This is a genomic window from Pseudomonas sp. GW821-FHT09C10 (assembly GCF_059418085.1).
The window spans coordinates 41,573-66,001 of record NZ_JBWKPE010000005.1; the positions used below are offsets into that span (position 1 = coordinate 41,573).

Below are 24,429 nucleotides of genomic sequence, written 5' to 3' on the forward strand. Positions count from 1 at the left end.
CCCGAACGGGCCCCTGAACGGGCTCGGTTTAAAATTTCAGTGAACAAGTGTACATTCAGTACCTTGCCGCTGTGACTTTCACTACAACGCAATAGTCTATGTGTAGGCTGCCGACATGAGGCATGAACGCTTCATTCGGTTCGGGAAGATTTGCCCTACCCTGCCGCATGGGATTATTGAGGAGCTCGCATGACCAAACAAAACGCCTTTACTCGGGAAGACCTGCTGCGCTGCAGTCGCGGTGAGCTGTTCGGCCCAGGTAACGCGCAACTGCCCGCCCCGAACATGCTGATGGTGGATCGCATCACCCATATCAGCGAAGAGGGTGGCAAGTACGGCAAAGGTGAATTGGTCGCCGAGCTGGATATCACCCCGGACCTGTGGTTTTTCGCCTGTCACTTCGAAGGTGACCCTGTCATGCCGGGCTGCCTGGGCCTCGACGCCATGTGGCAACTGGTCGGCTTCTATCTGGGCTGGCAAGGCCTGCCAGGCCGTGGCCGCGCCCTGGGTTCGGGCGAAGTGAAGTTCTTCGGCCAGGTCCTGCCGACCGCCAAGAAAGTCACCTACAACATTCAAATCAAGCGCGTCCTCAAGGGCAAGCTGAACCTGGCCATCGCCGACGGTTCGGTGACTGTCGACGGTCGCGAGATCTATACTGCCGAAGGCCTTCGGGTCGGCGTATTTACTTCCACTGACAACTTTTAAGGGTTATCCGCATGCGCCGCGTCGTTATCACTGGTCTGGGCATTGTTTCTTGCCTGGGCAATGACAAAGAGACCGTCACCGCTAACCTGCGTGCAAGTCGCCCTGGCATCCGCTTCAACCCGGAATATGCCGAAATGGGTCTGCGTAGCCAGGTTTCCGGCTCCATCGACCTGCCCCTCGAAGAACTGATCGATCGCAAGATCTATCGCTTCGTGGGCCACGCTGCCGCCTACGCCTACCTGGCCATGAAAGACGCAATCGCCGACTCCGGCCTGAGCGAAGACCAGGTATCGAACGTACGCACCGGCCTGATCGCCGGCTCCGGCGGCGCATCGACCCTCAACCAGATGGAAGCGCTGGACATCCTGCGCGAAAAAGGCGTGAAGCGCGTTGGCCCGTACCGTGTCACACGGACCATGGGCAGCACCGTTTCGGCCTGCCTGGCCACGCCGTTCCAGATCAAGGGCGTGAACTACTCGATCTCCTCCGCATGCGCTACCAGTGCACACTGCATCGGCACCGCCGTCGAGCAGATCCAACTGGGCAAGCAGGACATCGTGTTTGCCGGCGGCGGTGAAGAAGAACATTGGAGCCAGTCGTTCCTGTTCGACGCCATGGGCGCCCTGTCCACCCAGTACAACGAAACCCCGGAAAAGGCCTCCCGCGCCTACGATGCCAAGCGTGACGGTTTCGTCATCGCCGGCGGTGGCGGCATGGTGGTGGTCGAGGAACTGGAACACGCCCTGGCCCGTGGCGCCAAGATCTACGCGGAAATCGTCGGCTACGGCGCCACTTCCGATGGCTACGACATGGTTGCGCCAAGCGGTGAAGGCGCCATCCGTTGCATGCAGATGGCCATGTCCACCGTGGACACCCCGATCGACTACCTGAACACCCACGGCACCTCGACTCCGGTCGGCGACGCCAAGGAAATGGAAGGTGTACGCGCGGTATTCGGCGACAAGGCCCCGGCCATCAGCTCCACCAAGAGCCTGTCGGGTCACTCCCTGGGCGCCGCCGGCGTTCACGAAGCGATCTACTGCCTGCTGATGATGGAAGGCAACTTCATGGCCGGTTCGGCCAACATCGACGAGATCGACCCGGTCGTCGCCGATATGCCGATCCTGACCAAGACGGTTGAAAACGTCAAAGTCGACACCGTGATGAGCAACAGCTTCGGCTTCGGTGGCACTAACGCCACCCTGGTGCTGAAACGCTGGCAGGGTAAGTAAGCCCCGCAGATTGATCACATGAAAAAGCCCCGACTGGATCGGGGCTTTTTTATGGGCGACCGGATTTGAGACCGCATTTGCGTGAGACGAAAACGCAATATCAACGCGCACCCTCATCGCCGCGAGGTTTAGGCAGGATGGCCAGGAAGTTGTCCCTCACCACTTTGTGGGCAACATCCTCAGGCAATGCATCAAGGAATACATCAAAGCGGTGCATTTCCTTACCCAGCTTGTTGAAACGCCCGACGACATCCGAACCCAGCATAAAGCGCTCCGGGAAGCGTTCCACCAGCGTTACCCACTCCGGCCGAGGCTTGCCCCCATCATCCAGCAAGTACGGCGTGAGCATGCTCCAGGACAGGTCGATATACAGGTTGGGGTAAGCCTCGAGCATACGGCTCAAGGTGGGCAGCAAAAAGTCCATTTGCACCTGGTGGCGGTGAATTTCCTTGCTGGTGCCGGCGTGAGCCCAGATAAAGCGAGTGTGCGGGTGGTTGCGCAGCGGCTCTTCGATTTCGGCCAAATACAGCGGGTTACGCTCGCGCTTGGAGGTGATGTTGGAGTGCAGCATCACCGGCAAGTCGTTTTCCGCCGCCAGGTGATAGATACGCGTCATGGCCTCATTGTTGGCGCGCGGGGTATCCCCCGATGTGAGGGCGGTAAGGTCGTCGTGACGGGTAAACACTTCACCGATGCCTTGCCACAGCCCTGGGTTGAGGTCGAGCATGCGCTGGATATGGGCATCCGAATTCTTGTCATTGGGGTTGAAGCCGGACAGAAACGGATGAAAGTGCTGGCGCTGTTCAGGCGTCAGTTTATTTACCGCTGCGGCGACAATCACGTCGGTGGCGCTGTACCAATAGGCATCTGCGTCATCACCGGCGTAGTAGCGCGGGCGCTTGGGTTCGTCTTCGTGCCATTTCTTTGCGACGGGAATGCCGGAAATCATGACATGCTCGATGCGATTTTCTGCCATTGCCTTGAGCAATGTGTCCATCCCCGCCGTTTCCTGGAAGAAATCCACGTAATGCAGGTGGGCATCGCTGTAGGCATAGTCGCGAGCCTGTGTCGCAAGGCTATTGGCGGCGAGCAACAGGGCGAGACTCAAGCGGGTCCAGGGCACGGTATAACCTCGATAAGGGCGAATACCGGTAGACCTTGCGTGCCATACCGGGGTTCAGCCGGCAAAAAATGTGGAACACCCCCGTGCCAGCATGCTCTATAACTGCATGACCTTCCTTCTGCCACCCCGTGAGGTTTGCCATGCCTGTTACCGTCAATACGCTGAACGCCGACAACTTCCGCCACAGCGTCAATATCAATAATCACGAGCTGTTTACCGATCTGCCCAAGAGCCTGGGTGGTGACGACTCGGCGCCCTCCCCCCACGATTACTTCGACGCCGCGCTGGCATCGTGCAAGGCGCTGACCGTCAAACTCTACGCCCAGAAAAAAGACATCCCCCTGACCGGCGTCACCGTGGAAGTCACCCACGACGCCAGCGAAGAGCAAAAGGGCAAATACAGGCTCAACGTCAAGCTGACGCTCAAGGGCGTACTCACCGACGAACAGCGCGACGAGCTGCACCGCGTGGCGGATCGCTGCCCGGTACACAAGCTGATGACCACCGCCGAGGTCACCATCGAAACCCGCCTCTCTGAAGGCGCGTTCAGCCAATAGCGGCAACCTCCCGTCGAGCGGGTTATGCTCATTACCCTACAACCCGCTCAGACTGGGACGCACCATGACCACCCTCACCGTGATCCGCCCACGCCCCGAAGATGTCGAAGGCCAGCCGATCCTGCGCCCGCTGCCCTCGCGGGAATGTCGCAGCGTCGGGCCCTTTGTGTTTTTCGACCATATGCTGCCGACCCGCTATGCACCGGGCAGCGGCATGAACATCCGCCAGCACCCCCATATCGGCCTGTCCACCCTCACCTATCTGTTCGAAGGCGCACTGCAGCACAAGGACAGCCTGGGGTCGGATCAGGTGGTAGAGGCCGGCGATGTCAGCTGGATGACCGCAGGCGGTGCAATCGCCCATGTCGAGCGCACACCCGAGGCACTCAAGGCCCGTGGTTTCAGCATGCATGGCCTGCAAGTGTGGTTGGCATCGCCCAAGGACCACGAAGAGGGGCCGGGGCACTACAGCCATCACCCCGCAGCGAGCCTGCCGGTGAGTGACAACCTGGGCGTGCGGATTCGCCTGATCGCCGGCAGTGGCTTCTGCCTCAAGTCACCGGTGCCGGTGCTGTCGCCTACGTTGTATGCAGATGTATACATGCAAACGGCCACGACCCTGCTGATTCCTGACGAGCACGAGGAACGCGCGGTGTATGTGCTGGAGGGTGAAGCCCAGTTGGAGGGTGAACAACTTGAGGTGCACAGCCTGGTGGTATTGCCGGCCGGGCAGGCAATGACCCTGTTCGCCGAGAGTGATTGCCAGTTGGTGGTGTTGGGCGGAGCACCGCTGGATGGACCACGGCGGATCAATTGGAATTTTGTCGCGAGCGATCCGCTGAAGATCGAGCAGGCCAGGCAGCGCTGGGCGGCGGGGGATTGGCCGACGGTGCCGGGTGAAACCGAAAGAATTGAGTTGCCGGTGAGATAGCTATCGGGGGCAAGCCCCCGATGACGCTGGAACAGGCGCTGAAGATTCAGCCCTTGAACACTTCATCCAGCAAGTTATGCATCGACCGGAACGCCCGTGCAGCGGTCTTGGCGTCATACATCATCTTGCCCGGCACATTGGCGTGCGGGTCGGTGAAGGAATGCACCGCACCGCCGTAGCTCAGCAATTGCCAGTCCACGCCGGCCGCGTTCATTTCATCTTCGAACGCCGGCAGTTGCTCTTTCGGCACCAACGGGTCGGAAGCACCGTGCAGCACCAGCACTGAACCCTTGATGTTTTTCGCATCTGCCGGGTTCGGCGTGTCGAGGGTGCCGTGGAACGATACGGCAGCCTTCAATGGCGCACCGGTCCGTGCCAGCTCCAGGGAGCAGCAACCGCCGAAGCAGAAACCAAAGGTGGCCAGCTTAGAGGTGTCCACTGCCGCTTCGGTCTGGCCCTGCAGCTGCTCAAGGGCAGCCTGCATGCGTTTGTTCAGCAACGGGCGATCATTCTTCAACGGCATCATTGCGGCGCCGGCTTCATCGCCATTCGACGGGCGCACGGTTTGCCCGTAGAGGTCGGCGATCAGCACCACGTAGCCCTTGGCGGCAACGCTCTTGGCGATCTCTTCGGCCCCCGCACTCACCCCCATCCAGTTCGGCGCCATCAGCAGGCCGGGCAGCGGGTTCTTTTGGCTGGCATCGAACGCCAGGCGGCTTTCATAAGACTGGCCATCAATCTGATAGACCACGGAACGCACGGTGACTTGGCTCATCATTTTCTCCAGTTAGGGTGCACTAGAACGAAAAAACCCGCCGAAGCGGGTTTTTCTACAACGGTATCAAACCGACAGTTCAACCAACAGCTTGTTCAGTCGGCGCACGTAGGCGGCCGGGTCCTTGAGGCTGTCGCCAGCGGCCAGGGCCGCCTGGTCGAAGAGGATGTGGGACAGGTCGCCAAAGCGCTCTTCGCTCTGCTCGCCGTCGAGTTTCTCGATCAGCGGGTGAGCCGGGTTGAATTCGAAGATCGGCTTGGAGTCCGGGACCTTCTGGCCGCTGGCTTCGAGGATCTGGCGCATCTGCATGCCCAGGTCCTGCTCGCCGATGGCCAGGATCGCCGGGGAATCGGTCAGACGGTGGGAAACCCGCACTTCGCTGACGGCATCGCCCAGGGACGCCTTGATCCGTTCAACCAGGCCTTCTTTGGCCTTGGCAACTTCCTCGGCTTCTTTCTTCTCTTCCTCGGAGTCCAGGTTACCCAGGTCCAGGTCGCCACGGGCCACGTCGACAAAGGATTTGCCGTCGAACTCGTTGAGGTAGCTCATCAGCCACTCATCGATACGGTCGGTCAGCAGCAGCACTTCGATGCCTTTCTTGCGGAAGACTTCCAGGTGCGGGCTGTTCTTGACCTGTGCGTAGGTTTCGCCGGTCAGGTAGTAAATCTTGTCCTGGCCTTCCTTGGCACGTGCCAGGTACTCGGCCAGGGACACCACCTGCTCGCCCTCTTCACCCTGGGTGGAAGCAAAGCGCAGCAGACCGGCGATTTTTTCCTTGTTGGCAAAATCTTCCGCCGGGCCTTCTTTCATGACCTGGCCGAAGTTTTTCCAGAAACCCTTGTATTGCTCTGGCTCGTTCTTCGCCAGTTTTTCCAGCATGTCGAGCACGCGCTTGGTCAGCGCCGACTTCATGGAATCGATGATCGGGTCTTTTTGCAGGATTTCCCGCGACACGTTCAGCGACAGGTCATTGGAGTCGACCACGCCCTTGATAAAGCGCAGGTACAGCGGCAGGAACGACTCCGCCTGGTCCATCACGAACACGCGCTGCACGTACAGCTTCAGGCCTTTCGGCGCTTCACGCTGGTACAGGTCGAACGGCGCACGGGCCGGCACGTAGAGCAGCGAGCTGTATTCCAGCTTGCCTTCGACCTTGTTATGGCTCCAGCTCAGCGGGTTTTCGTAGTCGTGACCGATGTGCTTGTAGAACTCCTGGTATTCCTCGTCCTTGATCTCGGTACGCGGACGGGTCCACAGGGCACTGGCGCGGTTGACGGTTTCCCATTCCTGGGCAGGCTTCTCTTCACCTTCGGCAGCTGCTTGTTCTTTCGGCAGCTCGATCGGCAAGGCGATATGGTCGGAGTACTTCTTGATGATATTGCGCAGGCGCCAGCCGTCGGCGAACTCGCCTTCACCGGATTTGAGGTGCAGGACGATGCGGGTACCACGGTCAGCCTTGTCGATGGTGGCGATTTCAAATTCGCCCTCGCCCTTGGAAGCCCAGTGCACGCCTTCGCTGGCGTCAAGGCCGGCACGACGGCTGAACACTTCAACCTTGTCGGCCACGATGAAGGCCGAGTAGAAGCCCACACCGAACTGGCCGATCAGGTGCGAATCTTTCTTCTGGTCGCCGGACAGGTTTTTCATGAAGTCGGCGGTACCGGATTTAGCGATGGTCCCCAGGTGGGTGATCGCATCTTCACGGCTCATGCCGATACCGTTGTCTTCGAGGGTGACGGTATTGGCGTCTTTGTCGAAGCTCACACGGATTTTCAGTTCCGCGCCACCTTCCAGCAGCTCAGGCTTGGACAGGGCTTCGAAACGTAATTTGTCGACAGCGTCGGAGGCGTTCGAGATCAATTCGCGAAGGAAGATTTCCTTGTTGGAATACAGCGAATGGATCATGAGGTGCAGCAGTTGCTTCACCTCGGTCTGGAAGCCCAGGGTTTCCTTTTGAGTTTCCACACTCATGGTCATCAAACTCCAATTGGATGGCAGTGGCCGCGCCCTGAAGGGTTGGCGGCGGGTTGTCATCAAAGTTGGGGGCTAAGAGCAGGATTTCAAGGGCGGACCACGTCCTCGATCTTGAAATGCGCACGGGCGGTGGCGATGGGCTCGGCGGCGGTGGTTTGCCAGGCGGTGATCGCCACATTCGCCACCCGTCGGCCCTGGCGCCACACCTGGCATTTGGCGTAAGTGTCGCGAAACTGGCCGGCGCGCAGGTAATCGAGGGAGAAATCGATGATTTTCGGGAGGCCCGGCGCTCCGGTAAATACCAGCAGGTGCAACGCCGCTGCCAGTTCCATGAAGCCGGCAATCACCCCGCCGTGAAGCGCAGGCAATATGGGGTTACCAATATTGTCCTTGTGGGCCGGCAGGCGAAACAGCAATTCATCCCCCAGCCGGGTGCATTCGATCCCGATCAGTTTGGCGTAGGGGATCAGGTCCAGCAGCGCCTCGTAGCTGCCGCGCTGATGAGCCAGTTCCAGGCGGGTCTTGAATCGATGGGTCATGCCTGCTCTCCTTTGATGGCGCGCCCCAACCCTTGGGTGCCCTTGAGACGCTTGCCCATGCGCATGAAGGTGCCCACCACATGGGCGATGGGTTGTTGCGGGTCGTCCTGGTAGGCAAAACCACGGGTGAAGATCACGTCGGTGGTCACCCGGTAGCACTGGGCGAAACCATATACCGGCTTATGCGGCTCGGCGGGATGCATATAGTCGACACGCAGGTCCAGGGTCGGGCACACCTCGAACTCCGGCAGGACACACAGGGTGGCCATGCCGCAGGCGGTATCCATCAAGGATGTCAACGCGCCACCGTGGATCACGCAGGTCTGGGGATCACCCACCAACTGCGGCGCGTAAGGCATGACCAACGTGATGCCCTCCTCGCTGGCATGATGAACGCTGATACCCAGCACCTGACAATGGCGCAAGGCTGAGACAAAGCGCGTCGCGCGCTCTAACAAGGGATTTTCGGTCATTCGTTGCAGACTCTTATTAGTGTTGATGGGCGAAATAGACGGTGCGGGCGAAAGTTCCTTTGAGGTCGTTGTTTATATATCTGTGGAATAAAAGGAACTAATGCTGAACGGCCATGCTCGAAAGGCCAGTAGATATCTTCACTAAGGAGAAACACCCCATGCGTAAGACTTTAGCTATTTCCATGATGTTGGCCGCTGCCCTCGGTCTCGCTGCTTGCGACAAGAAATCCGAAGACAAAGCCCAAGATGCCGCAGCGCATTCTGAGCAAGCTCAAAAAGACATGGCGAAAGCTCAGGATAAAGTGAACGACGCTGCGAAAGAAAACGCCGATGCTGCCAAAGCTCAGGCTGAATCGAACGAAGCCGCCGCAAAAGAAGCAGCACCAGCCACTCCTGCCACTGGTTCCTGATACCGCGGCATGAAATAGCTTCGCTGCAAAAAAAGAAAGCCCGCTTATATAGCGGGCTTTACTTTGCCTGTTGTTTTTAACTCAGCGCGTCACGCATTAAATCTCCTCTTTGGCCGGCTCAGGCATCGGTGTATCCGTCTGCGTATACACCATCACTTGCAGTACGTCGGAATGAAACTCCCGGCGATACAACACGAACACCACCCCGGCACTCATCAACATGAACAACCAGGGGCTGACGAACCACGCCAGCATGGTCATGCCGAAGTAATAAGAACGCAGGCCAAAGTTGAACTGGTTGGCAGCCATGGAGATCACCCGCGCCGCACGCAGGGCAAACGCCTTGCGCTCCTGCTCCGACACATGCCGCTCACCGATCATCGGTGCCGATCCGACCAGCACCGCGGCGAAGTTGTACTGGCGCATGCACCAACTGAAGGTGAAGAAGGCATAGACAAAGACCAGCGCCAGGCAGAGCAGCTTGATCTCCGACATGCCCTGGGAGGCCTGCTGCACCATGGGTATGTCCGCCAGCAATGACACCGCCCGCTCGGAGGCCCCCAACACCGTGAGAATGCCGGCGAGGATGATCAAGGTGCTGGAGGCGAAGAATGAGGCATTACGCTCCAGGTTGCCGATCACGCTGGCGTCGGCAATCCGGTTGTCACGCAGTAGCATACGGCGCATCCAGTCTTCGCGGTACAAATGCAGCACGCTGGCCAGGCATGCAGTGTCCCGCGCCTTCCAGGTGGCATAACGGGTGTAGCCGCCCCAGCACAGGATGAACCAGAGGGCGGCAAGCAGGTGGATCTGATTGGCTTCGACGAACGACATGCGGGTCCTTGCAGAAAGAAGATTGAGAAACTTTTTGCGTCTGTTCGACGTTAGCGCAGAGAAAAAGACACTGCCCGCCGCTCAAAAAAAATGCCCCGTATCGATTGATACGAGGCATTTCCGTACTGCATGAAACCCGCTTGTTATGCGATGGCTTCGCTGCGCTTACCCAGCATGCGATCAATGACGACCGCCACAACCAGCGTCATCACCGACGGCACCAGCCACGCCAGGCCTTGCTCGCTCAGCGGAAGGTTCGCCAGCTGCGAAGGCATCCAGCCTGCCAGGCCTGCGCCCTTGAGCGCGTCAATGCAACCAAAGATGAACGACACCAGCATCACCGGACCAACGATACGGCCCTGCTCCTGCCAGAAATCTTTGCAGAAGCTCAACGCCACCAGCACGATGCACGGCGGATAGATCGCAGTGAGTACCGGGATCGAGAACGCAATCAGCTTGGTCAGGCCCAGGTTCGACACGAACAGCGAGAACAGCGCCAGGATCACTACCAGGGTCTTGTAGGACAGCGGCAGGATTTTGCTGAAGTACTCGGCACATGCGCAGGTCAGGCCGACGGCAGTGACCAGGCATGCCAGGGAGATCAGTACAGCCAGGAAGCCACTGCCCAGGGAGCCGAAGGTGTGCTGAACATAAGCGTGCAGCACTGCGGCACCATTGGCAGCGCCGGCAGCGACTTCATGGCTGCCCGACCCGAGGCGGAACAGGCTGACATACACCAGCGCCAGACCGACGCCGGCAATCAACCCGGCAATGATCGCGTAGCGGGTGATCAGCTTGGGCGATTCGACACCACGGGAACGGATCGCGTTGACGATCACGATGCCAAACACCAGCGCACCCAGGGTGTCCATGGTCAGGTAACCATTGATAAAGCCCTGGGAGAACGGTGCCGCAACGTATTCCGGAGTGGCGACACCCACCTCACCAGCCGGCAGGGCAAACGCGGCAATGCCGAGGATGGCCAGCGCGATGATCTTCAGCGGCGCCAGGAAACGCCCCACGGTATCCAGCAGTCGGCCCGGGTACAGGGAGACAAAGAACACCACCAGGAAATACACCGAGCTGTAGAGAAACAACGCCAGCGGGCTTTCGCCGGTCAGCGGCGCCAGGCCCACTTCAAACGACACGGTCGCGGTACGCGGGGTGGCGAACAGCGGCCCTACCGCCAGATACGCCGCCGCCGCGAGCAGGCCACCGGCGATCTTGCCGATCGGGCTGCTCAGCGCGTCCATGCCGCCACCGACCTTGGCCAGGGCGATCACGGTGACCACCGGCAGGCCAACGGCGGTGATCAGGAAGCCCAGCGCCGCCATCCAGACATGAGGCCCGGACTGCAAACCAACGATAGGCGGGAAGATGATGTTGCCGGCGCCCACGAACAGGGCGAAGGTCATGAAGCCCAACGCCAGGATGTCCTGGCTTTTCAACACTTTCATTTGAGGAAATACCACACTACTGAATCGGAATTTAGAGAGGGATTCCCTATGGATGAGGGAAATGCTGCCGGCCCTTATGGGCACCGGCCGGTCTAGCGCGCAGCTTCCTTTTGGGAGGCGGACGCATAAAGAGGCGGCTAGGGTACAGAATTAGGCTGACAAACGCACTGTTGCGGGGCGCACTGTCCGATAAGCGACATCTTGATGTCGCGTTTTCATACTTAATTTGGCAATACAAACAAAATTGTGGGAGGGGCTTGCCCCTCCCACATTTGAATCGTCAACAATCTGCAGAATGCACAAAGGCCACCCGAAGGTGGCCTTTGCTGGTAAAGCGTCAGCTAAGCGCGAGGCTTACTTGACAGCCCAACCGGTCAGCTCGGCCAAGGCCTTGCCGATGTCTGCCAGCGAACGCACGGTTTTAACGCCTGCGTCTTGCAGTGCAGCGAATTTCTCGTCTGCAGTGCCTTTGCCGCCAGAGATGATTGCGCCAGCATGGCCCATGCGCTTGCCCGCAGGGGCAGTCACACCAGCGATGTAGGAAACAACCGGCTTGGTCACGTGTGCCTTGATGTAGGCAGCCGCTTCTTCTTCAGCCGAACCGCCGATCTCACCGATCATCACGATCGCTTCGGTCTTCGGGTCTTCCTGGAACAGCTTCAGGATATCGATGAAGTTGGAGCCTGGGATCGGGTCACCGCCGATGCCGACGCAAGTCGACTGACCGAAACCGGCGTCAGTAGTTTGCTTCACAGCTTCGTAGGTCAGGGTGCCGGAACGGGAAACGATACCGACTTTACCTGGCAAGTGAATGTGACCTGGCATGATGCCGATCTTGCATTCGCCTGGAGTGATCACGCCTGGGCAGTTAGGGCCGATCAGGACTACGCCCAGCTCGTCGCACTTAACTTTAGCGTCCAGCATGTCCAGGGTAGGAATGCCTTCGGTGATGCACACGATCAGCTTGATGCCGCCGAATGCCGCTTCCAGGATCGAGTCCTTGCAGAAAGGAGCTGGAACGTAGATCACGCTGGCGGTGGCGCCAGTGGCAGCTACAGCGTCTTTCACGGTGTTGAACACTGGCAGGCCCAGGTGCTCGGTGCCGCCTTTGCCCGGTGTTACGCCGCCAACCATCTTGGTGCCGTATTCGATAGCTTGCTGGGTGTGGAAACTACCTTGCGAACCGGTAATACCCTGGCAGATAACTTTGGTGTCTTTATTGATCAGGACGCTCATTATTTGCCCTCCGCAGCTTTGACAACTTGTTGAGCAGCGTCGGTCAGGCTGGTAGCCGCGATGATGTTCAAACCGCTTTCTGCCAGTACTTTAGCGCCCAGTTCAGCGTTGTTGCCTTCAAGGCGAACAACAACCGGGATTTTAACGCCGACTTCTTTCACTGCACCGATGATGCCTTCGGCAATCATGTCGCAACGAACGATGCCGCCGAAGATATTGACCAGTACTGCAGCGACGTTGGAGTCGGACAGGATGATCTTGAAGGCTTCGGTTACGCGTTCTTTGGTAGCACCACCGCCTACGTCGAGGAAGTTGGCTGGTTTGCCGCCATGCAGGTTGACGATGTCCATGGTACCCATGGCCAGGCCGGCACCGTTGACCATGCAACCGATGTTACCTTCCAGGGCTACGTAGTTCAGTTCGAACTTGGCAGCGTGCGCTTCGCGCGGATCGTCCTGGGACGGATCGTGGAAAGTCTTCAGCTTAGGCTGACGGTACATGGCGTTGGCGTCGATGTTGATCTTGGCGTCGAGGCAGTGCAGATCGCCGTCAGCCTTGATCACCAGCGGGTTCACTTCCAGCAGGGCCAGATCGTGATCCTGGAACAGTTTGGCCAGACCTACGAAGATCTTGGCGAACTGCGCAACTTGCTTGCCTTCCAGGCCCAGCTGGAAAGCCAGCTCGCGACCCTGGAATGGCTGGGCGCCAACCAGTGGATCGATAGTGGCTTTCAGAATTTTTTCTGGGGTTTCGTGAGCGATCTTCTCGATGTCCACGCCACCTTCGGTGGAAGCCATGAACACGATGCGACGGCTCGAACGGTCAACGACAGCGCCCAGGTACAGCTCTTTAGCGATATCAGTGCACGATTCAACCAGGATCTTGGTGACTGGCTGGCCATTGGCATCAGTCTGGTAAGTCACCAGACGCTTGCCCAGCCACTGCTGTGCGAAGGCCTTGGCGTCTTCTTTGCTGCGAACCAGCTTAACGCCGCCCGCTTTACCGCGACCACCAGCGTGGACCTGGGCTTTGACAACCCACTCGGTGCCGCCGATTTTGTCGCAAGCTTCTGCTGCTGCTTCCGGGGTGTCTACTGCGTAGCCCTTGGAAACTGGCAGGCCGTATTCAGCGAACAGCTGCTTACCCTGATACTCGTGAAGATTCATGCTTTTTACCGTCTTCGTTAGGTACTGCGCATTCGGCGCTGCGCTCATTATGAGTGCCGCGCCACCTGTGACTGCTGCTTGCGCAACTTGCGGGGCTCAAGGCCCGTAAAGCTGCGCAAGACTGCGTCCAGCGGATATTCCGCGGTGAGTCTTGCGCGCAAGGCTCACGACGGGCAACTCCGCCGTGGTTTCTTATTATCTCGCTTAGCGCTTCTTCTTGTTGGCGATGTGGATGGCATGGCCATTCACTGCCAACGCGGCTTCGTGCAGCGCTTCGGACAGGGTCGGATGGGAGAAGACCATCATGCCGATGTCCTCGGCACTGGTGCCGAATTCCATACCGATCGCGCCCTGCTGAACCAGTTCTGCTGCCCCTGGGCCAATCACGTGGACGCCCAATACGCGGTCAGTCTTGGCATCAGCGATGACTTTGACAAAACCACCGGTGTCGTTGGCTGCCATGGCACGGCCAGAAGCGGCGAACGGGAAGGTGCCGACGTTAACTTCAACGCCTTCAGCTTTCAACTGCTGTTCGTTCTTGCCGACCCATGCAATTTCCGGGTGGGTGTAGATAACCGATGGGATCAGGTCGTAGTTCATCTGGGTCTTGTGACCCTTGATGCGCTCGACGACCATGATGCCTTCTTCGGAAGCCTTGTGCGCGAGCATCATGCCGCGAACCACGTCGCCAATGGCGTAGACGCCCGGAACGGTGGTAGCGCAGTGATCGTCAACGTGGATGAAGCCACGCTCGTCGATGTTCACGCCGCTGTCGGAAGCCAGCAGGTCGGTGGTCACCGGACGGCGGCCCACGGCGACGATCAGCTTGTCGAACGTGATGGTCTGTTCGCCATCCTTGTCGGTGTAGGTCACGACGACTTCTTCGCCGTTGACCTTAGAGCCGGTCACGCGAGCGCCCAGCTTGATGTCCAGACCTTGTTTGGTCAGGGTTTTCAGCGCTTCCTTCGACACTGCGGTATCAGCAGCCAGCAGGAACGTGTCCAGGGCTTCCAGCACGGTCACTTCGGAACCGAGGCGGGACCAGACCGAACCCAGTTCCAGGCCGATCACGCCGGCGCCGATCACGCCCAGGCGCTTAGGCACAGCCTGGAATTCCAGGGCGCCGGTCGAATCAACGATCACGTTCTGGTCAACCGGAGCCGGTGGAATATCGATTGGACGCGAACCTGGGGCCAGGATCACGTTCTCGGCTTCGATGACTTCTACCGAGCCGTCCGGCTTGGTGATTTCAACTTTCTTGCCGGCCAGCAGCTTGCCGTGGCCTTGCAGGGAAGTCACGCCGTTGGCCTTGAACAAGGTCGCAACGCCGGAAGTCAGGCCTTTGACGATGTTGGCTTTACGGCCGACCATTGCTGGCACGTCCATGGTCACGCCGGCATGGTTGATGCCGTGGATCGCGAAGCCGTCCTGGGCTTCGTGGAATTTCCAGGAGCTGTCCAGCAGCGCCTTGGACGGAATGCAACCGACGTTCAGGCAAGTACCGCCCAGTGCCAGTTTGCCTTCCTTGTCGGTGTATTTTTCGATGCAAGCAGTCGAGAGGCCCAGTTGTGCGGCCTTGATGGCGGCAACGTAGCCGCCAGGACCCGCACCAATCACTACAACGTCAAATTTCTGCGACATGAAAATAGTTCCTCTATTTAGCAGCAAGCTTTCAAGCCGCAAGCCCCAAGCCCAACTGCCTTATCCGGCAATCTGTCACTTGAAGCCTGCAGCTGCTTCTATCAGATATCCAGCAGCAGACGAGCCGGGTCTTCCAGCAGGTTCTTGATGGTCACCAGGAAAGTCACGGCTTCTTTACCATCGATCAGGCGGTGATCGTAAGACAGCGCCAGGTACATCATTGGGCGGATCACGACTTGGCCGTTGATGGCCATCGGACGCTGGATGATGTTGTGCATGCCCAGGATCGCGGCTTGTGGCGGGTTAACGATCGGCGTCGACATCATCGAACCGAAGGTACCACCGTTGGTGATGGTGAAGGTACCACCGGTCATCTCGTCGATGGTCAGCTTGCCGTCACGGGCTTTCTTGCCGAAGCCGGCGATGCCGCCTTCGATTTCGGCCAGGCTCATCAGTTCGGCGTTACGCAGGACCGGGACCACCAGGCCACGGTCGCTGGACACGGCAACGCCGACGTCTGCATAACCGTGGTAAACGATGTCGCCGCCGTCGATGGAAGCGTTGACTGCCGGGAAGCGTTTCAGCGCTTCGGTGGCCGCTTTCACGAAGAACGACATGAAGCCCAGGCGCACGCCGTTGTGGGACTTCTCGAACAGATCCTTGTACTTCGAACGCAGGGCCATGACTTCGGTCATGTCGACTTCGTTGAAAGTGGTCAGCATCGCCATGTTCGACTGTGCTTCAACCAGGCGCTTGGCCACGGTGGCACGCACGCGGGTCATCGGTACACGCTTCTCGGTGCGGTCGCCGGCAGCGAACACAGGCGCAGCGGCAGCCGGGGCAGCAGCCTTGGCAGGCGCGGCAGCCGGAGCGTTTTTCTTGGCTTCAACAGCAGCGACCACGTCTTCCTTGGTCACACGGCCGTCTTTGCCGGTGCCTTTGATGGACGCCAGGTTGATGCCGTTTTCTTCAGCCAACTGGCGAGCAGCCGGTGCAGCGATTGGATCTTCTGCGCCAGCAGCCGGAGCGGCGGCAGGTGCCGAAGCGGCGGCCGGTGCAGCAGCGGCAGCAGGAGCAGCGGCAGCGCTGCCCTCTTCGATCGAGCCCAGTACCTGGTTCGACAGAACGGTGGCGCCCTCTTCGGCAACGATTGCGCCCAGCACGCCGTCAGCTTCGGCCAACACTTCCAGCACGACTTTGTCGGTCTCGATGTCGACGATCAGGTCGTCACGCTTGACGGCCTCACCTGGTTTCTTGTGCCAGGTGGCAACGGTGCCATCGGCAACCGATTCCGGGAATGACGGGGCTTTGATTTCGATAGCCATTATCTGTGGGTCCTTAAAATTCGGTTTCAGTCAGCGCGAAGGCGTTAAACAGTGAAAGCATCTTGCAGCAGTTTTTCCTGCTGCTCGGCGTGCATCGACGCATAACCACACGCAGGTGCAGCGGAAGCATCACGGCCGGCGTACTCCAGGCCCAGGGCCTTGTTGTGGTTACCGATGCTGCGACGCAGGTGATGCTGGCTGCTGTACCACGCGCCCTGGTTCATCGGCTCTTCCTGACACCACACCACGTTAGTGAGGTTGGTGTAAGGCGCGATGGCCTCCATCAGGTCGTCTTCCGGGAACGGATAAAGCTGCTCGATACGCACGATGGCGATGTCTTCGCGGCCTTCGGCACGGCGTTTTTCCAGCAGGTCGTAGTAAACCTTGCCGCTGCACAGCACCAGGCGAGTCACCTTGGCCGGGTCCAGCGTGTCGATTTCTGGAATAACGGTCTGGAACGAGCCATCGGCCAGATCTTCCAGGGTCGAGATGGCCAGTTTGTGACGCAGCAGCGACTTCGGCGTCAGTACGACCAGCGGCTTGCGCAGCGGGCGGATTACCTGGCGACGCAGCAAGTGGTAGATCTGTGCCGGGGTAGTCGGCACGCATACCTGGATGTTGTGCTCGGCGCACAGCTGCAGGTAACGCTCCAGACGAGCCGAGGAGTGCTCAGGACCCTGACCTTCATAGCCATGTGGCAGCAGCATGGTCAGACCGCACAGGCGACCCCACTTGTGCTCGCCGCTGGTGATGAACTGGTCGATAACCACTTGGGCGCCGTTGGCGAAATCGCCGAACTGGGCTTCCCAGATCACCAGCGCATTCGGCGTGGTGGTCGAGTAACCGTATTCGAACGCCAGTACCGCTTCTTCGGACAGGAACGAATCGTACAGGTCGAAACGTGGCTGGCCTTCGTAGAGGTGCTTCAGCGGAACGTAGGTGCTTGCGTCTTTCTGGTTGTGCAGAACCGCGTGACGGTGCGAGAACGTACCACGGCCGATGTCCTGGCCAGTCATGCGGATCGGGTGACCTTCGAACGCCAGGGTCGCGTACGCCATGGTTTCGGCATAGCCCCAGTTGATCGGCAGGCCGCCGGCTTGCATTTTCTGACGGTCTTCGTAGATCTTCGCAACCTGGCGCTGCACCACGAAGCCTTCCGGAATTTCCAGCAGCTTGGCGGACAGTTCCTGCAGGGTCTTCAGATCGAACGAGGTGTCGTGACGTGCCGTCCAGGTGTGACCCAGGTACGGACGCCAGTCAACGAACAGCTCTTTGTTCGGCTCCTTGACCAGGCTTTTTACGACATGCAGACCGTTGTCCAGCGCGTTGCGGTATTCATCGATCTTCGCCTGAACGCGCGCATCATCAACGATACCGGCCTTGGTCAGGCTTTCGGCATACAGCTCACGGGTGGTGCGCTGCTTAGTGATCTGCTGGTACATCAATGGCTGGGTGCCGCTTGGTTCGTCGGCTTCGTTGTGACCGCGACGGCGGTAGCAAACCAGGTCGATCACCACGTCACGCTTGAACTGCATGCGGTAGTCGACAGCCAGTTGGGTCACGAACAGCACGGCTTCCGGATCATCGCCATTCACATGGAGGATCGGCGCCTGGATCATCTTGGCAACGTCGGTGGCGTACTCGGTGGAACGCGCGTCCAGCGGGTTGCTGATGGTGAAGCCCACCTGGTTGTTGATGACGATGTGAACGGTACCGCCGGTCTTGAAGCCGCGAGTCTGCGACATCTGGAACGTTTCCAGGACCACGCCTTGACCGGCGAATGCCGCGTCACCGTGGATGGAAATCGGCAGGACCTTTTCACCGGTAGTGTCGTTACGACGATCCTGGCGAGCACGGACCGAACCCTCGACCACTGGAGAAACGATTTCCAGGTGGGATGGGTTGAAGGCCATGGCCAGGTGAACTTCACCGCCGGTGGTCATCACGTTGGACGAGAAACCCTGGTGGTATTTAACGTCACCGGAACCCAGCTCGACCTTCTTCTTGCCTTCGAACTCGTCGAACAGCTCACGCGGGTTCTTGCCGAAGGTGTTGACCAACACGTTCAAGCGACCACGGTGGGCCATGCCGATCACGATTTCCTTGGTGCCGTAGGAACCGGAACGCTGGATCAGTTCGTCGAGCATCGGAATCAGGCTCTCGCCGCCTTCCAGGCCGAAACGCTTGGTGCCCGGGTATTTGGTACCCAGGTATTTTTCCAGGCCCTCGGCTGCGGTCACGCGCTCAAGCAGGTGGCTGCGCACGTCGGCGGACAATACCGGACGGCCACGCACGCCTTCCAGGCGATGCTGGAACCAGTGGCGTTGCTCGGAATCGGTGATGTGCGTGAACTCAGCGCCGATGGTGCGGCAATATGTCTGCTGCAATGCTTCGTGAATTTCGCGTAGGCTCGCTTCCTCTTTGCCGATGAACAGGTCGCCGGCACGGAAGGTCGTATCAAGATCGGCATTGGTCAAGCCGTAATGATTGATCGACAGGTCTGCAGGTGCAGGACGCTGCCAGAGCCCCAGCGGGTCAAGCTGGGCTGCCTGGTGGCCACGCATACGGTAGGCCTGGATCAGTCGCAGTACTTCAACTTGCTTCTTCTCGTGCTCACTGCTCACGCTGCCGGCGGAAACCGGTTGGGCGCGGCGCTGGTTCTTTGCCAGCAGCACGAACTGATCGCGAATTGTTGCGTGCGATACATCGGTGGCAGCGTTGCCGTCTGAAGACAACGTCTGAAATTTGGTGCGCCATTCTTCTGGCACAGCGTTAGGGTCGTGCAGGTAGAGCTCATAAAGCTCTTCCACATAGGCAGCGTTACCACCTGAAAGATAGCCGCTGTTCCACATGCGCTGCATCACGCTTTCTTGCATGCTTGGTCACCCTCGATTTGGGGACACCACCGGCGAAAACACCGAGTTTGCTTGCAAAAGGCCAAGTGCAGCGACCAAAACAAGCCACTTAGGATCACGCTGATAGTTCGGGTACCAACCCGAATGCCCCTGCTTGTCTCATTTCTTCAAAATAAGAGCTGCGGCTTTGTAAGTCGCTGCTCAAGTTAAAACTACGGCGCCGGTTGAAGCCTGCGCCGTAGCATTTACGGGCACAACGGTCCTGCTTTGTTACAACGTCAGTTACACACCGCTTTGCAGCAGCATGTTACGGATGTGACCAATGGCCTTAGTCGGGTTCAGGCCTTTAGGACATACGTTGACGCAGTTCATGATCCCGCGGCAGCGGAATACGCTGAACGGGTCATCCAGCGAAGCCAGGCGCTCGGACGTCTTGGTGTCACGGCTGTCTGCCAGGAAGCGGTACGCTTGCAGCAGGGCAGCTGGACCCAGGAACTTGTCCGGGTTCCACCAGAAGGACGGGCACGATGTCGAGCAGCAGGCGCACAGGATGCACTCGTACAGGCCATCGAGCTTTTCACGTTCTTCAGGGGACTGCAGACGCTCGATGGCCGGAGCCGGCGTGTCGTTCTGCAGGAACGGCTTAACTTTCTCGTATTGCTTGTAGAAGATGCTCATATCGACGACCAGGTCACGGATAACCGGCAAACCTGGCAGAGGACGAACGATCAGCTTGTTGCCTTTGACAACGGCGGACAGCGGCGTGATGCACGCCAGGCCGTTTTTGCCGTTGATGTTCATGCCGTCGGAACCGCACACACCTTCACGGCAAGAGCGACGATAGGAGAAACCTTCGTCCTGCTCTTTGATCAGTGCCAATACATCCAGCACCATCAGGTCTTTACCACCGGTATCGACCTGGAACTCCTGCATGAACGGCGCAGCGTCCTGATCAGGGTTGTAGCGATAAACACTGACTTTCAACATGGCAGCCACCCTTAGTAAGTCCGAATCTTCGGTTCAAACGTCGGAACCGTCTTCGGCGAGAAGTTCACGGCACGCTTGGTTACGCGCTTGTCACCCGGGAAGTACAGGGTGTGGCACAACCAGTTTTCGTCATCGCGATCTTCAAAGTCTTCACGAGCGTGGGCACCACGGGATTCCTTACGAACCTCGGCGGCGATCGCAGTCGCTTCAGCCACTTCCAGCAGGTTTTGCAGTTCAAGGGCTTCGATACGAGCAGTGTTGAACGCCTGGCTCTTATCGTTGATCTTGACGTTGGCGATGCGCTTGCGCAGATCGGCCAGCTGGGCAATACCCTTCTGCATGTATTCGCCGGTACGGAATACACCGAAGTAGTTCTGCATGCAGCTTTGCAGCTCGCGACGCAGGGTTGCCACGTCTTCGCCATCAGTGCGCTCGTTCAGAGCGTTCAGGCGCGCCAGGGCGGCCTCGATGTTGGCGTCGGTGGCGTCATCGTATTCGATGCCGTCGGTCAGGGCTTTTTCCAAATGCAGGCCAGCCGCGCGGCCGAATACCACCAGGTCGAGCAGCGAGTTGCCGCCCAGACGGTTGGCACCGTGTACCGATACGCAAGCCACTTCGCCTACCGCGAACAGACCGTGGATGATCTCGTCCACGCCTTCGGCGTTCTGGGTGATCGCCTGGCCATGAATGTTGGTCGGAACACCGCCCATCATGTAGTGGCAGGTTGGAACAACCGGAACCGGAGCAACCACCGGGTCCACGTGGGCAAAGGTCTTGGACAGCTCACAGATACCCGGCAGGCGGCTGTGCAGCACTTCTTCACCCAGGTGATCGAGCTTCAGCAGTACGTGGTCGCCATTCGGGCCACAGCCGTTACCGGCGATGATTTCCTTGACCATCGAACGGGCAACGACGTCACGACCCGCCAGGTCTTTCGCGTTCGGAGCATAACGCTCCATGAAACGCTCGCCGTGCTTGTTGATCAGGTAACCACCTTCACCACGGCAACCTTCGGTGACCAGTACACCGGCGCCGGCGATGCCGGTCGGGTGGAACTGCCACATTTCGATGTCCTGCACCGGCACGCCGGCACGCAGTGCCATGCCGACGCCGTCACCGGTGTTGATCAGGGCATTGGTGGTGGAAGCGTAGATACGACCTGCACCGCCGGTCGCCAGAACGGTAGCCTTGGCGCGGATGTAGGTGGTTTCACCGGTTTCGATGCAGATGGCGATCACGCCAACGAATGCACCGTCGGCGTTCTTCACCAGATCCACTGCGTAGTATTCGTTCAGGAACGTGGTGCCGGCTTTCAGGTTGCCCTGATAAAGCGTGTGCAGCAGCGCGTGACCGGTACGGTCGGACGCGGCGCAGGTACGGGCAGCCTGGCCGCCTTTACCGTAGTCCTTCGACTGGCCGCCGAATGGACGCTGGTAGATGCGACCCTGTTCGGTACGGGAGAACGGCAGACCCATGTGGTCCAGCTCGAACACCGCGGCCGGGCCTTCCTGACACATGTATTCGATAGCGTCCTGGTCACCGATGTAGTCGGAACCCTTGACGGTATCGTACATGTGCCAGCGCCAGTCATCATTCGGGTCGGCGGACGCGATGGCGCAGGTGATGCCACCCTGGGCCGATACGGTGTGGGAGCGAGTCGGGAATACCTTGGTGATCACGGCAGTCTTGTGACCGCCTTGGGCCAGCTGCAGCGCTGCGCGCATGCCGGCACCGCCGCCACCAATAATGATGGCGTCGAAGGAAATAGTTGGAATGTTAGCCATGAATCAGATACCCCAAAGAATCTGCACACCCCAGACGAAGTAAGCGAACATCGCGACGCCGCATACTGCCTGGAAGAGGAAACGGACTGCGGTCGCGGACTTGCCCAGCGCCATCGGCGTCAGGTAGTCGGTCGCGATGGTCCACATGCCGACCCAGGCGTGAGCGCCCAGGGCTACAAGGGCCAGCAGGCTGAAGATTCGCATCGCATTGTGGGAAAACAGCCCGTGCCATTGCTCGTAGCCAATGCCCGGGTTTGCGACGAGGTATCCGATCAGGAAAATGAAATAAGCCGCGAGAACGACCGCAGACACACGCTGCGCCATCCAGTCATAGAGGCCCGAACGCGATAGGTTCGTAACGCTGGTTACCATATCCAAACTCCTGCCAGAACGATCAGCACCACGGAAATGGCGATGATGATTTTCGAGCCCAGGCGGCCGCCTTCCAGCGTCTCACCGATGCCCATGTCCATGATCAAGTGGCGCACACCGGCTACCAGGTGATACAGCAGAGCGGACAGGAGGCCCCATGCTACGAACTTGGCCAGCGGGCTGGTCAAGCATGCCTTCACCTCGGCGTATCCTTCCTCGGAACCCAGGGATTTGCTCAATGCATAAAGCATGATGCCCAAGCCCAGGAACAGGATGATGCCGGAAACACGGTGCAGGAACGACGTAACGCCGGTGATGGGGAGTTTGATGGTCCTTAGGTCTAGGTTTACAGGTCGTTGGCTATTCACGGCTTTTTTTCACACTGAAGAGCCCCTAACAATCAGGGCAAAGTTGTTGGGGAGTGCGACTGGTCAGGTAAGCACCACCCAGGGAGTGCGACCCCCAATGAAAGCAAGCCCAAAAGCCCTTGGCGGTCGGTGGCCGAGTATAGACAGTTAGGTTACTAATGACAACGCGCGCACCTCACCCTAATAGCGGATTGCGCTGGCGGGATAAAAGGCGTAAATGGCAGGCAATTTCGAGGAAAAAGTCCGGTTAAAGCCTTCTGGGGCAAGACTTTAGGCAAATTGACATCTGAATTTATCTCACTATAGTGGTGCGGGCCCTGCGTGGGGGGTCTGTCTGATGATTTGAAGCATAAATAGGAGGCCACATGGCTGACAAAAAAGCGCAGTTGATCATCGAGGGCGCAGCCCCCGTCGAGCTGCCCATTTTAACCGGCACCGTTGGTCCCGATGTTATCGACGTACGGGGCCTGACGGCCACGGGCCGTTTCACTTTCGACCCAGGCTTCATGTCGACCGCCTCTTGCGAGTCGAAGATCACCTATATCGACGGCGACAATGGCATCCTGCTGCACCGGGGCTACCCGATCGAGCAACTGGCGGAAAAATCGGACTATCTGGAAACCTGCTACCTGCTGCTAAATGGCGAATTGCCAACAGCCGAGCAAAAAGCCCAGTTTGTCAGCACCGTGAAGAACCACACCATGGTTCACGAGCAGTTGAAGACCTTCTTCAACGGCTTCCGTCGCGACGCCCACCCGATGGCCGTTATGTGCGGCGTGGTCGGCGCCCTGTCGGCCTTCTATCACGACTCCCTCGACATCAATAACCCGCAGCATCGCGAAATTTCCGCGATCCGCCTGGTTGCCAAGATGCCGACCCTGGCCGCAATGGTTTACAAGTACTCCATGGGCCAACCCATGATGTACCCGCGCAACGACCTGACGTACGCGGAAAACTTCCTGCACATGATGTTCAACACCCCGTGCGAGATCAAACCGATCAGCCCGGTGCTGGCCAAGGCAATGGACCGGATCTTCATCCTCCACGCCGACCACGAGCAAAACGCCTCGACGTCCACCGTGCGCCTGGCAGGCTCTTCGGGTGCCAACCCGTTCGCCTGTATCGCCGCCGGTATCGCCGCACTGTGGGGCCCTGCCCACGGCGGTGCGAACGAAGCCGTATTGACCATGCTCGATGAAATCGGCGATGTGTCCAACATCGACACGTTCATCGCCAAGGCCAAGGACAAGAACGATCCGTTCAAGTTGATGGGCTTCGGTCACCGGGTCTACAAGAACCGCGACCCACGCGCCACCGTCATGAAGCAGACCTGCGACGAAGTGCTGAAGGAACTGGGGATCAAGAACGATCCGCAACTCGAACTGGCCATGCGCCTGGAAGAGATCGCCCTGACCGACCCGTACTTCATCGAACGCTCCCTGTACCCGAACGTCGACTTCTACTCGGGGATCATCCTCAAGGCGATCGGCATTCCAACCAGCATGTTCACCGTGATCTTCGCCCTGGCGCGGACCGTGGGCTGGATCTCCCACTGGAAAGAAATGCTCTCCAGCCCGTACAAGATTGGCCGTCCACGCCAGCTGTACACCGGCTACGAGTCGCGTGACATTACCAAGCTGGAAGATCGCAAGTAAGCACCTTTCAGCAGCACCGAAAACGGCCTC

At 58.9% G+C, this 24,429-nt stretch carries 22 protein-coding genes; 6 read left to right on the top strand and 16 right to left on the bottom strand.

Annotated features, from left to right (window positions below; translation table 11 throughout):
- The first annotated feature begins 189 nt into the window (after positions 1–189).
- Together fabA and fabB are read left to right on the top strand one after the other, a co-directional pair.
- A complete protein-coding gene (gene fabA / locus AC07OT_RS11640) occupies positions 190–705 on the top strand; it encodes a 3-hydroxyacyl-[acyl-carrier-protein] dehydratase FabA (protein ID WP_003210552.1) in 516 nt (171 codons plus the stop codon).
- Positions 706–716: 11 nt separating this feature from the next.
- Positions 717–1,937 carry a beta-ketoacyl-ACP synthase I gene (gene fabB, locus AC07OT_RS11645; RefSeq protein WP_027607070.1) on the top strand — a complete coding sequence of 407 codons (1,221 nt, stop codon included), beginning with the start codon at positions 717–719 and terminating at the stop codon, positions 1,935–1,937.
- A gap of 100 nt (positions 1,938–2,037) precedes the next feature.
- On the opposite strand, the gene AC07OT_RS11650 is transcribed toward fabB, so the two are convergent.
- The gene (locus AC07OT_RS11650) at positions 2,038–3,060 is read right to left on the bottom strand and encodes an amidohydrolase family protein (RefSeq protein ID WP_495108122.1); all 1,023 of its coding nucleotides are present in this window, start codon (positions 3,058–3,060) and stop codon (positions 2,038–2,040) included.
- Between the two features lie 140 nt (positions 3,061–3,200).
- Here AC07OT_RS11650 and AC07OT_RS11655 point away from each other — a divergent pair, with 140 nt between their 5' ends.
- Positions 3,201–3,617, top strand: a complete 417-nt coding sequence (locus tag AC07OT_RS11655) for an OsmC family protein (RefSeq protein ID WP_065924497.1) — start codon at positions 3,201–3,203, stop codon at positions 3,615–3,617.
- A gap of 64 nt (positions 3,618–3,681) precedes the next feature.
- Entirely contained in the window at positions 3,682–4,548 is an 867-nt protein-coding gene (locus tag AC07OT_RS11660) for a pirin family protein (RefSeq protein WP_495108123.1), read from the top strand.
- Positions 4,549–4,594: 46 nt separating this feature from the next.
- Here AC07OT_RS11660 and AC07OT_RS11665 read toward each other — a convergent pair whose 3' ends face one another.
- From AC07OT_RS11665 to AC07OT_RS11680, 4 genes are all read right to left on the bottom strand, one after another.
- Positions 4,595–5,323, bottom strand: a complete 729-nt coding sequence (locus AC07OT_RS11665) for a dienelactone hydrolase family protein (RefSeq protein ID WP_027607066.1) — start codon at positions 5,321–5,323, stop codon at positions 4,595–4,597.
- Positions 5,324–5,389: 66 nt separating this feature from the next.
- Complete coding sequence (gene htpG, locus AC07OT_RS11670; RefSeq protein WP_495108124.1) at positions 5,390–7,294, bottom strand: molecular chaperone HtpG; 1,905 nt, start codon at positions 7,292–7,294, stop codon at positions 5,390–5,392.
- Between the two features lie 89 nt (positions 7,295–7,383).
- The gene (locus tag AC07OT_RS11675; protein WP_495108125.1) at positions 7,384–7,836 is read right to left on the bottom strand and encodes a PaaI family thioesterase; all 453 of its coding nucleotides are present in this window, start codon (positions 7,834–7,836) and stop codon (positions 7,384–7,386) included.
- A complete protein-coding gene (locus AC07OT_RS11680) occupies positions 7,833–8,309 on the bottom strand; it encodes a PaaI family thioesterase (protein ID WP_495108126.1) in 477 nt (158 codons plus the stop codon). The genes AC07OT_RS11675 and AC07OT_RS11680 overlap by 4 nt, the downstream gene beginning before the upstream one ends.
- Before the next feature lie 158 nt (positions 8,310–8,467).
- On the opposite strand from AC07OT_RS11680, the gene AC07OT_RS11685 reads away from it, so the two are divergent.
- Positions 8,468–8,719 carry a hypothetical protein gene (locus tag AC07OT_RS11685; RefSeq protein ID WP_010211724.1) on the top strand — a complete coding sequence of 84 codons (252 nt, stop codon included), beginning with the start codon at positions 8,468–8,470 and terminating at the stop codon, positions 8,717–8,719.
- A gap of 96 nt (positions 8,720–8,815) precedes the next feature.
- Here the strand turns inward: AC07OT_RS11685 and AC07OT_RS11690 are convergent, their stop codons facing one another.
- From AC07OT_RS11690 to sdhC, 11 genes are all read right to left on the bottom strand, one after another.
- Positions 8,816–9,553, bottom strand: a complete 738-nt coding sequence (locus AC07OT_RS11690) for a DUF599 domain-containing protein (RefSeq protein ID WP_027607062.1) — start codon at positions 9,551–9,553, stop codon at positions 8,816–8,818.
- 143 nt (positions 9,554–9,696) lie between these two features.
- Positions 9,697–11,010, bottom strand: coding sequence for a branched-chain amino acid transport system II carrier protein (gene brnQ, locus AC07OT_RS11695; protein ID WP_065924491.1), 1,314 nt, complete (start codon positions 11,008–11,010; stop codon positions 9,697–9,699).
- A gap of 354 nt (positions 11,011–11,364) precedes the next feature.
- Positions 11,365–12,246: a succinate--CoA ligase subunit alpha gene (sucD, locus tag AC07OT_RS11700; RefSeq protein ID WP_003172813.1), complete on the bottom strand. Its 882-nt coding sequence runs from the start codon at positions 12,244–12,246 to the stop codon at positions 11,365–11,367.
- On the bottom strand, positions 12,246–13,412 hold the full coding sequence (sucC, locus tag AC07OT_RS11705) for an ADP-forming succinate--CoA ligase subunit beta (RefSeq protein WP_003233235.1): 1,167 nt from the start codon (positions 13,410–13,412) through the stop codon (positions 12,246–12,248). The genes sucD and sucC overlap by 1 nt, the downstream gene beginning before the upstream one ends.
- A 204-nt stretch (positions 13,413–13,616) precedes the next feature.
- Positions 13,617–15,053: a dihydrolipoyl dehydrogenase gene (gene lpdA, locus AC07OT_RS11710; RefSeq protein ID WP_027607060.1), complete on the bottom strand. Its 1,437-nt coding sequence runs from the start codon at positions 15,051–15,053 to the stop codon at positions 13,617–13,619.
- A 101-nt stretch (positions 15,054–15,154) separates the two neighbouring features.
- On the bottom strand, positions 15,155–16,378 hold the full coding sequence (gene odhB / locus AC07OT_RS11715) for a 2-oxoglutarate dehydrogenase complex dihydrolipoyllysine-residue succinyltransferase (RefSeq protein WP_092490345.1): 1,224 nt from the start codon (positions 16,376–16,378) through the stop codon (positions 15,155–15,157).
- Between the two features lie 44 nt (positions 16,379–16,422).
- Positions 16,423–19,254, bottom strand: a complete 2,832-nt coding sequence (locus AC07OT_RS11720; RefSeq protein ID WP_495108127.1) for a 2-oxoglutarate dehydrogenase E1 component — start codon at positions 19,252–19,254, stop codon at positions 16,423–16,425.
- A 261-nt stretch (positions 19,255–19,515) separates the two neighbouring features.
- Positions 19,516–20,220 carry a succinate dehydrogenase iron-sulfur subunit gene (locus AC07OT_RS11725; RefSeq protein ID WP_003172807.1) on the bottom strand — a complete coding sequence of 235 codons (705 nt, stop codon included), beginning with the start codon at positions 20,218–20,220 and terminating at the stop codon, positions 19,516–19,518.
- Positions 20,221–20,231: 11 nt separating this feature from the next.
- A complete protein-coding gene (sdhA, locus tag AC07OT_RS11730; RefSeq protein WP_027607057.1) occupies positions 20,232–22,004 on the bottom strand; it encodes a succinate dehydrogenase flavoprotein subunit in 1,773 nt (590 codons plus the stop codon).
- Positions 22,005–22,007: 3 nt separating this feature from the next.
- Positions 22,008–22,376 carry a succinate dehydrogenase, hydrophobic membrane anchor protein gene (gene sdhD, locus AC07OT_RS11735; protein WP_003172805.1) on the bottom strand — a complete coding sequence of 123 codons (369 nt, stop codon included), beginning with the start codon at positions 22,374–22,376 and terminating at the stop codon, positions 22,008–22,010.
- Positions 22,370–22,744, bottom strand: coding sequence for a succinate dehydrogenase, cytochrome b556 subunit (gene sdhC / locus AC07OT_RS11740; RefSeq protein WP_003172804.1), 375 nt, complete (start codon positions 22,742–22,744; stop codon positions 22,370–22,372). The genes sdhD and sdhC overlap by 7 nt, the downstream gene beginning before the upstream one ends.
- A gap of 365 nt (positions 22,745–23,109) precedes the next feature.
- On the opposite strand from sdhC, the gene gltA reads away from it, so the two are divergent.
- Complete coding sequence (gene gltA / locus AC07OT_RS11745; RefSeq protein WP_014717728.1) at positions 23,110–24,399, top strand: citrate synthase; 1,290 nt, start codon at positions 23,110–23,112, stop codon at positions 24,397–24,399.
- Positions 24,400–24,429 lie beyond the last annotated feature (30 nt).

What these genes read in the sequence shown, in the direction of transcription:
- fabA (WP_003210552.1), top strand. Translation starts at nt 190, where the DNA reads ATGACCAAACAAAACGCCTTTACTCGGGAAGACCTGCTGCGCTGCAGT.
- fabB (WP_027607070.1), top strand. Translation starts at nt 717, where the DNA reads ATGCGCCGCGTCGTTATCACTGGTCTGGGCATTGTTTCTTGCCTGGGC.
- AC07OT_RS11655 (WP_065924497.1), top strand. Translation starts at nt 3,201, where the DNA reads ATGCCTGTTACCGTCAATACGCTGAACGCCGACAACTTCCGCCACAGC.
- AC07OT_RS11660 (WP_495108123.1), top strand. Translation starts at nt 3,682, where the DNA reads ATGACCACCCTCACCGTGATCCGCCCACGCCCCGAAGATGTCGAAGGC.
- AC07OT_RS11665 (WP_027607066.1), bottom strand. Translation starts at nt 5,323, where the DNA reads ATGAGCCAAGTCACCGTGCGTTCCGTGGTCTATCAGATTGATGGCCAG.
- htpG (WP_495108124.1), bottom strand. Translation starts at nt 7,294, where the DNA reads ATGAGTGTGGAAACTCAAAAGGAAACCCTGGGCTTCCAGACCGAGGTG.
- AC07OT_RS11675 (WP_495108125.1), bottom strand. Translation starts at nt 7,836, where the DNA reads ATGACCCATCGATTCAAGACCCGCCTGGAACTGGCTCATCAGCGCGGC.
- AC07OT_RS11680 (WP_495108126.1), bottom strand. Translation starts at nt 8,309, where the DNA reads ATGACCGAAAATCCCTTGTTAGAGCGCGCGACGCGCTTTGTCTCAGCC.
- AC07OT_RS11685 (WP_010211724.1), top strand. Translation starts at nt 8,468, where the DNA reads ATGCGTAAGACTTTAGCTATTTCCATGATGTTGGCCGCTGCCCTCGGT.
- AC07OT_RS11690 (WP_027607062.1), bottom strand. Translation starts at nt 9,553, where the DNA reads ATGTCGTTCGTCGAAGCCAATCAGATCCACCTGCTTGCCGCCCTCTGG.
- brnQ (WP_065924491.1), bottom strand. Translation starts at nt 11,010, where the DNA reads ATGAAAGTGTTGAAAAGCCAGGACATCCTGGCGTTGGGCTTCATGACC.
- sucD (WP_003172813.1), bottom strand. Translation starts at nt 12,246, where the DNA reads ATGAGCGTCCTGATCAATAAAGACACCAAAGTTATCTGCCAGGGTATT.
- sucC (WP_003233235.1), bottom strand. Translation starts at nt 13,412, where the DNA reads ATGAATCTTCACGAGTATCAGGGTAAGCAGCTGTTCGCTGAATACGGC.
- lpdA (WP_027607060.1), bottom strand. Translation starts at nt 15,053, where the DNA reads ATGTCGCAGAAATTTGACGTTGTAGTGATTGGTGCGGGTCCTGGCGGC.
- odhB (WP_092490345.1), bottom strand. Translation starts at nt 16,378, where the DNA reads ATGGCTATCGAAATCAAAGCCCCGTCATTCCCGGAATCGGTTGCCGAT.
- AC07OT_RS11720 (WP_495108127.1), bottom strand. Translation starts at nt 19,254, where the DNA reads ATGCAAGAAAGCGTGATGCAGCGCATGTGGAACAGCGGCTATCTTTCA.
- AC07OT_RS11725 (WP_003172807.1), bottom strand. Translation starts at nt 20,220, where the DNA reads ATGTTGAAAGTCAGTGTTTATCGCTACAACCCTGATCAGGACGCTGCG.
- sdhA (WP_027607057.1), bottom strand. Translation starts at nt 22,004, where the DNA reads ATGGCTAACATTCCAACTATTTCCTTCGACGCCATCATTATTGGTGGC.
- sdhD (WP_003172805.1), bottom strand. Translation starts at nt 22,376, where the DNA reads ATGGTAACCAGCGTTACGAACCTATCGCGTTCGGGCCTCTATGACTGG.
- gltA (WP_014717728.1), top strand. Translation starts at nt 23,110, where the DNA reads ATGGCTGACAAAAAAGCGCAGTTGATCATCGAGGGCGCAGCCCCCGTC.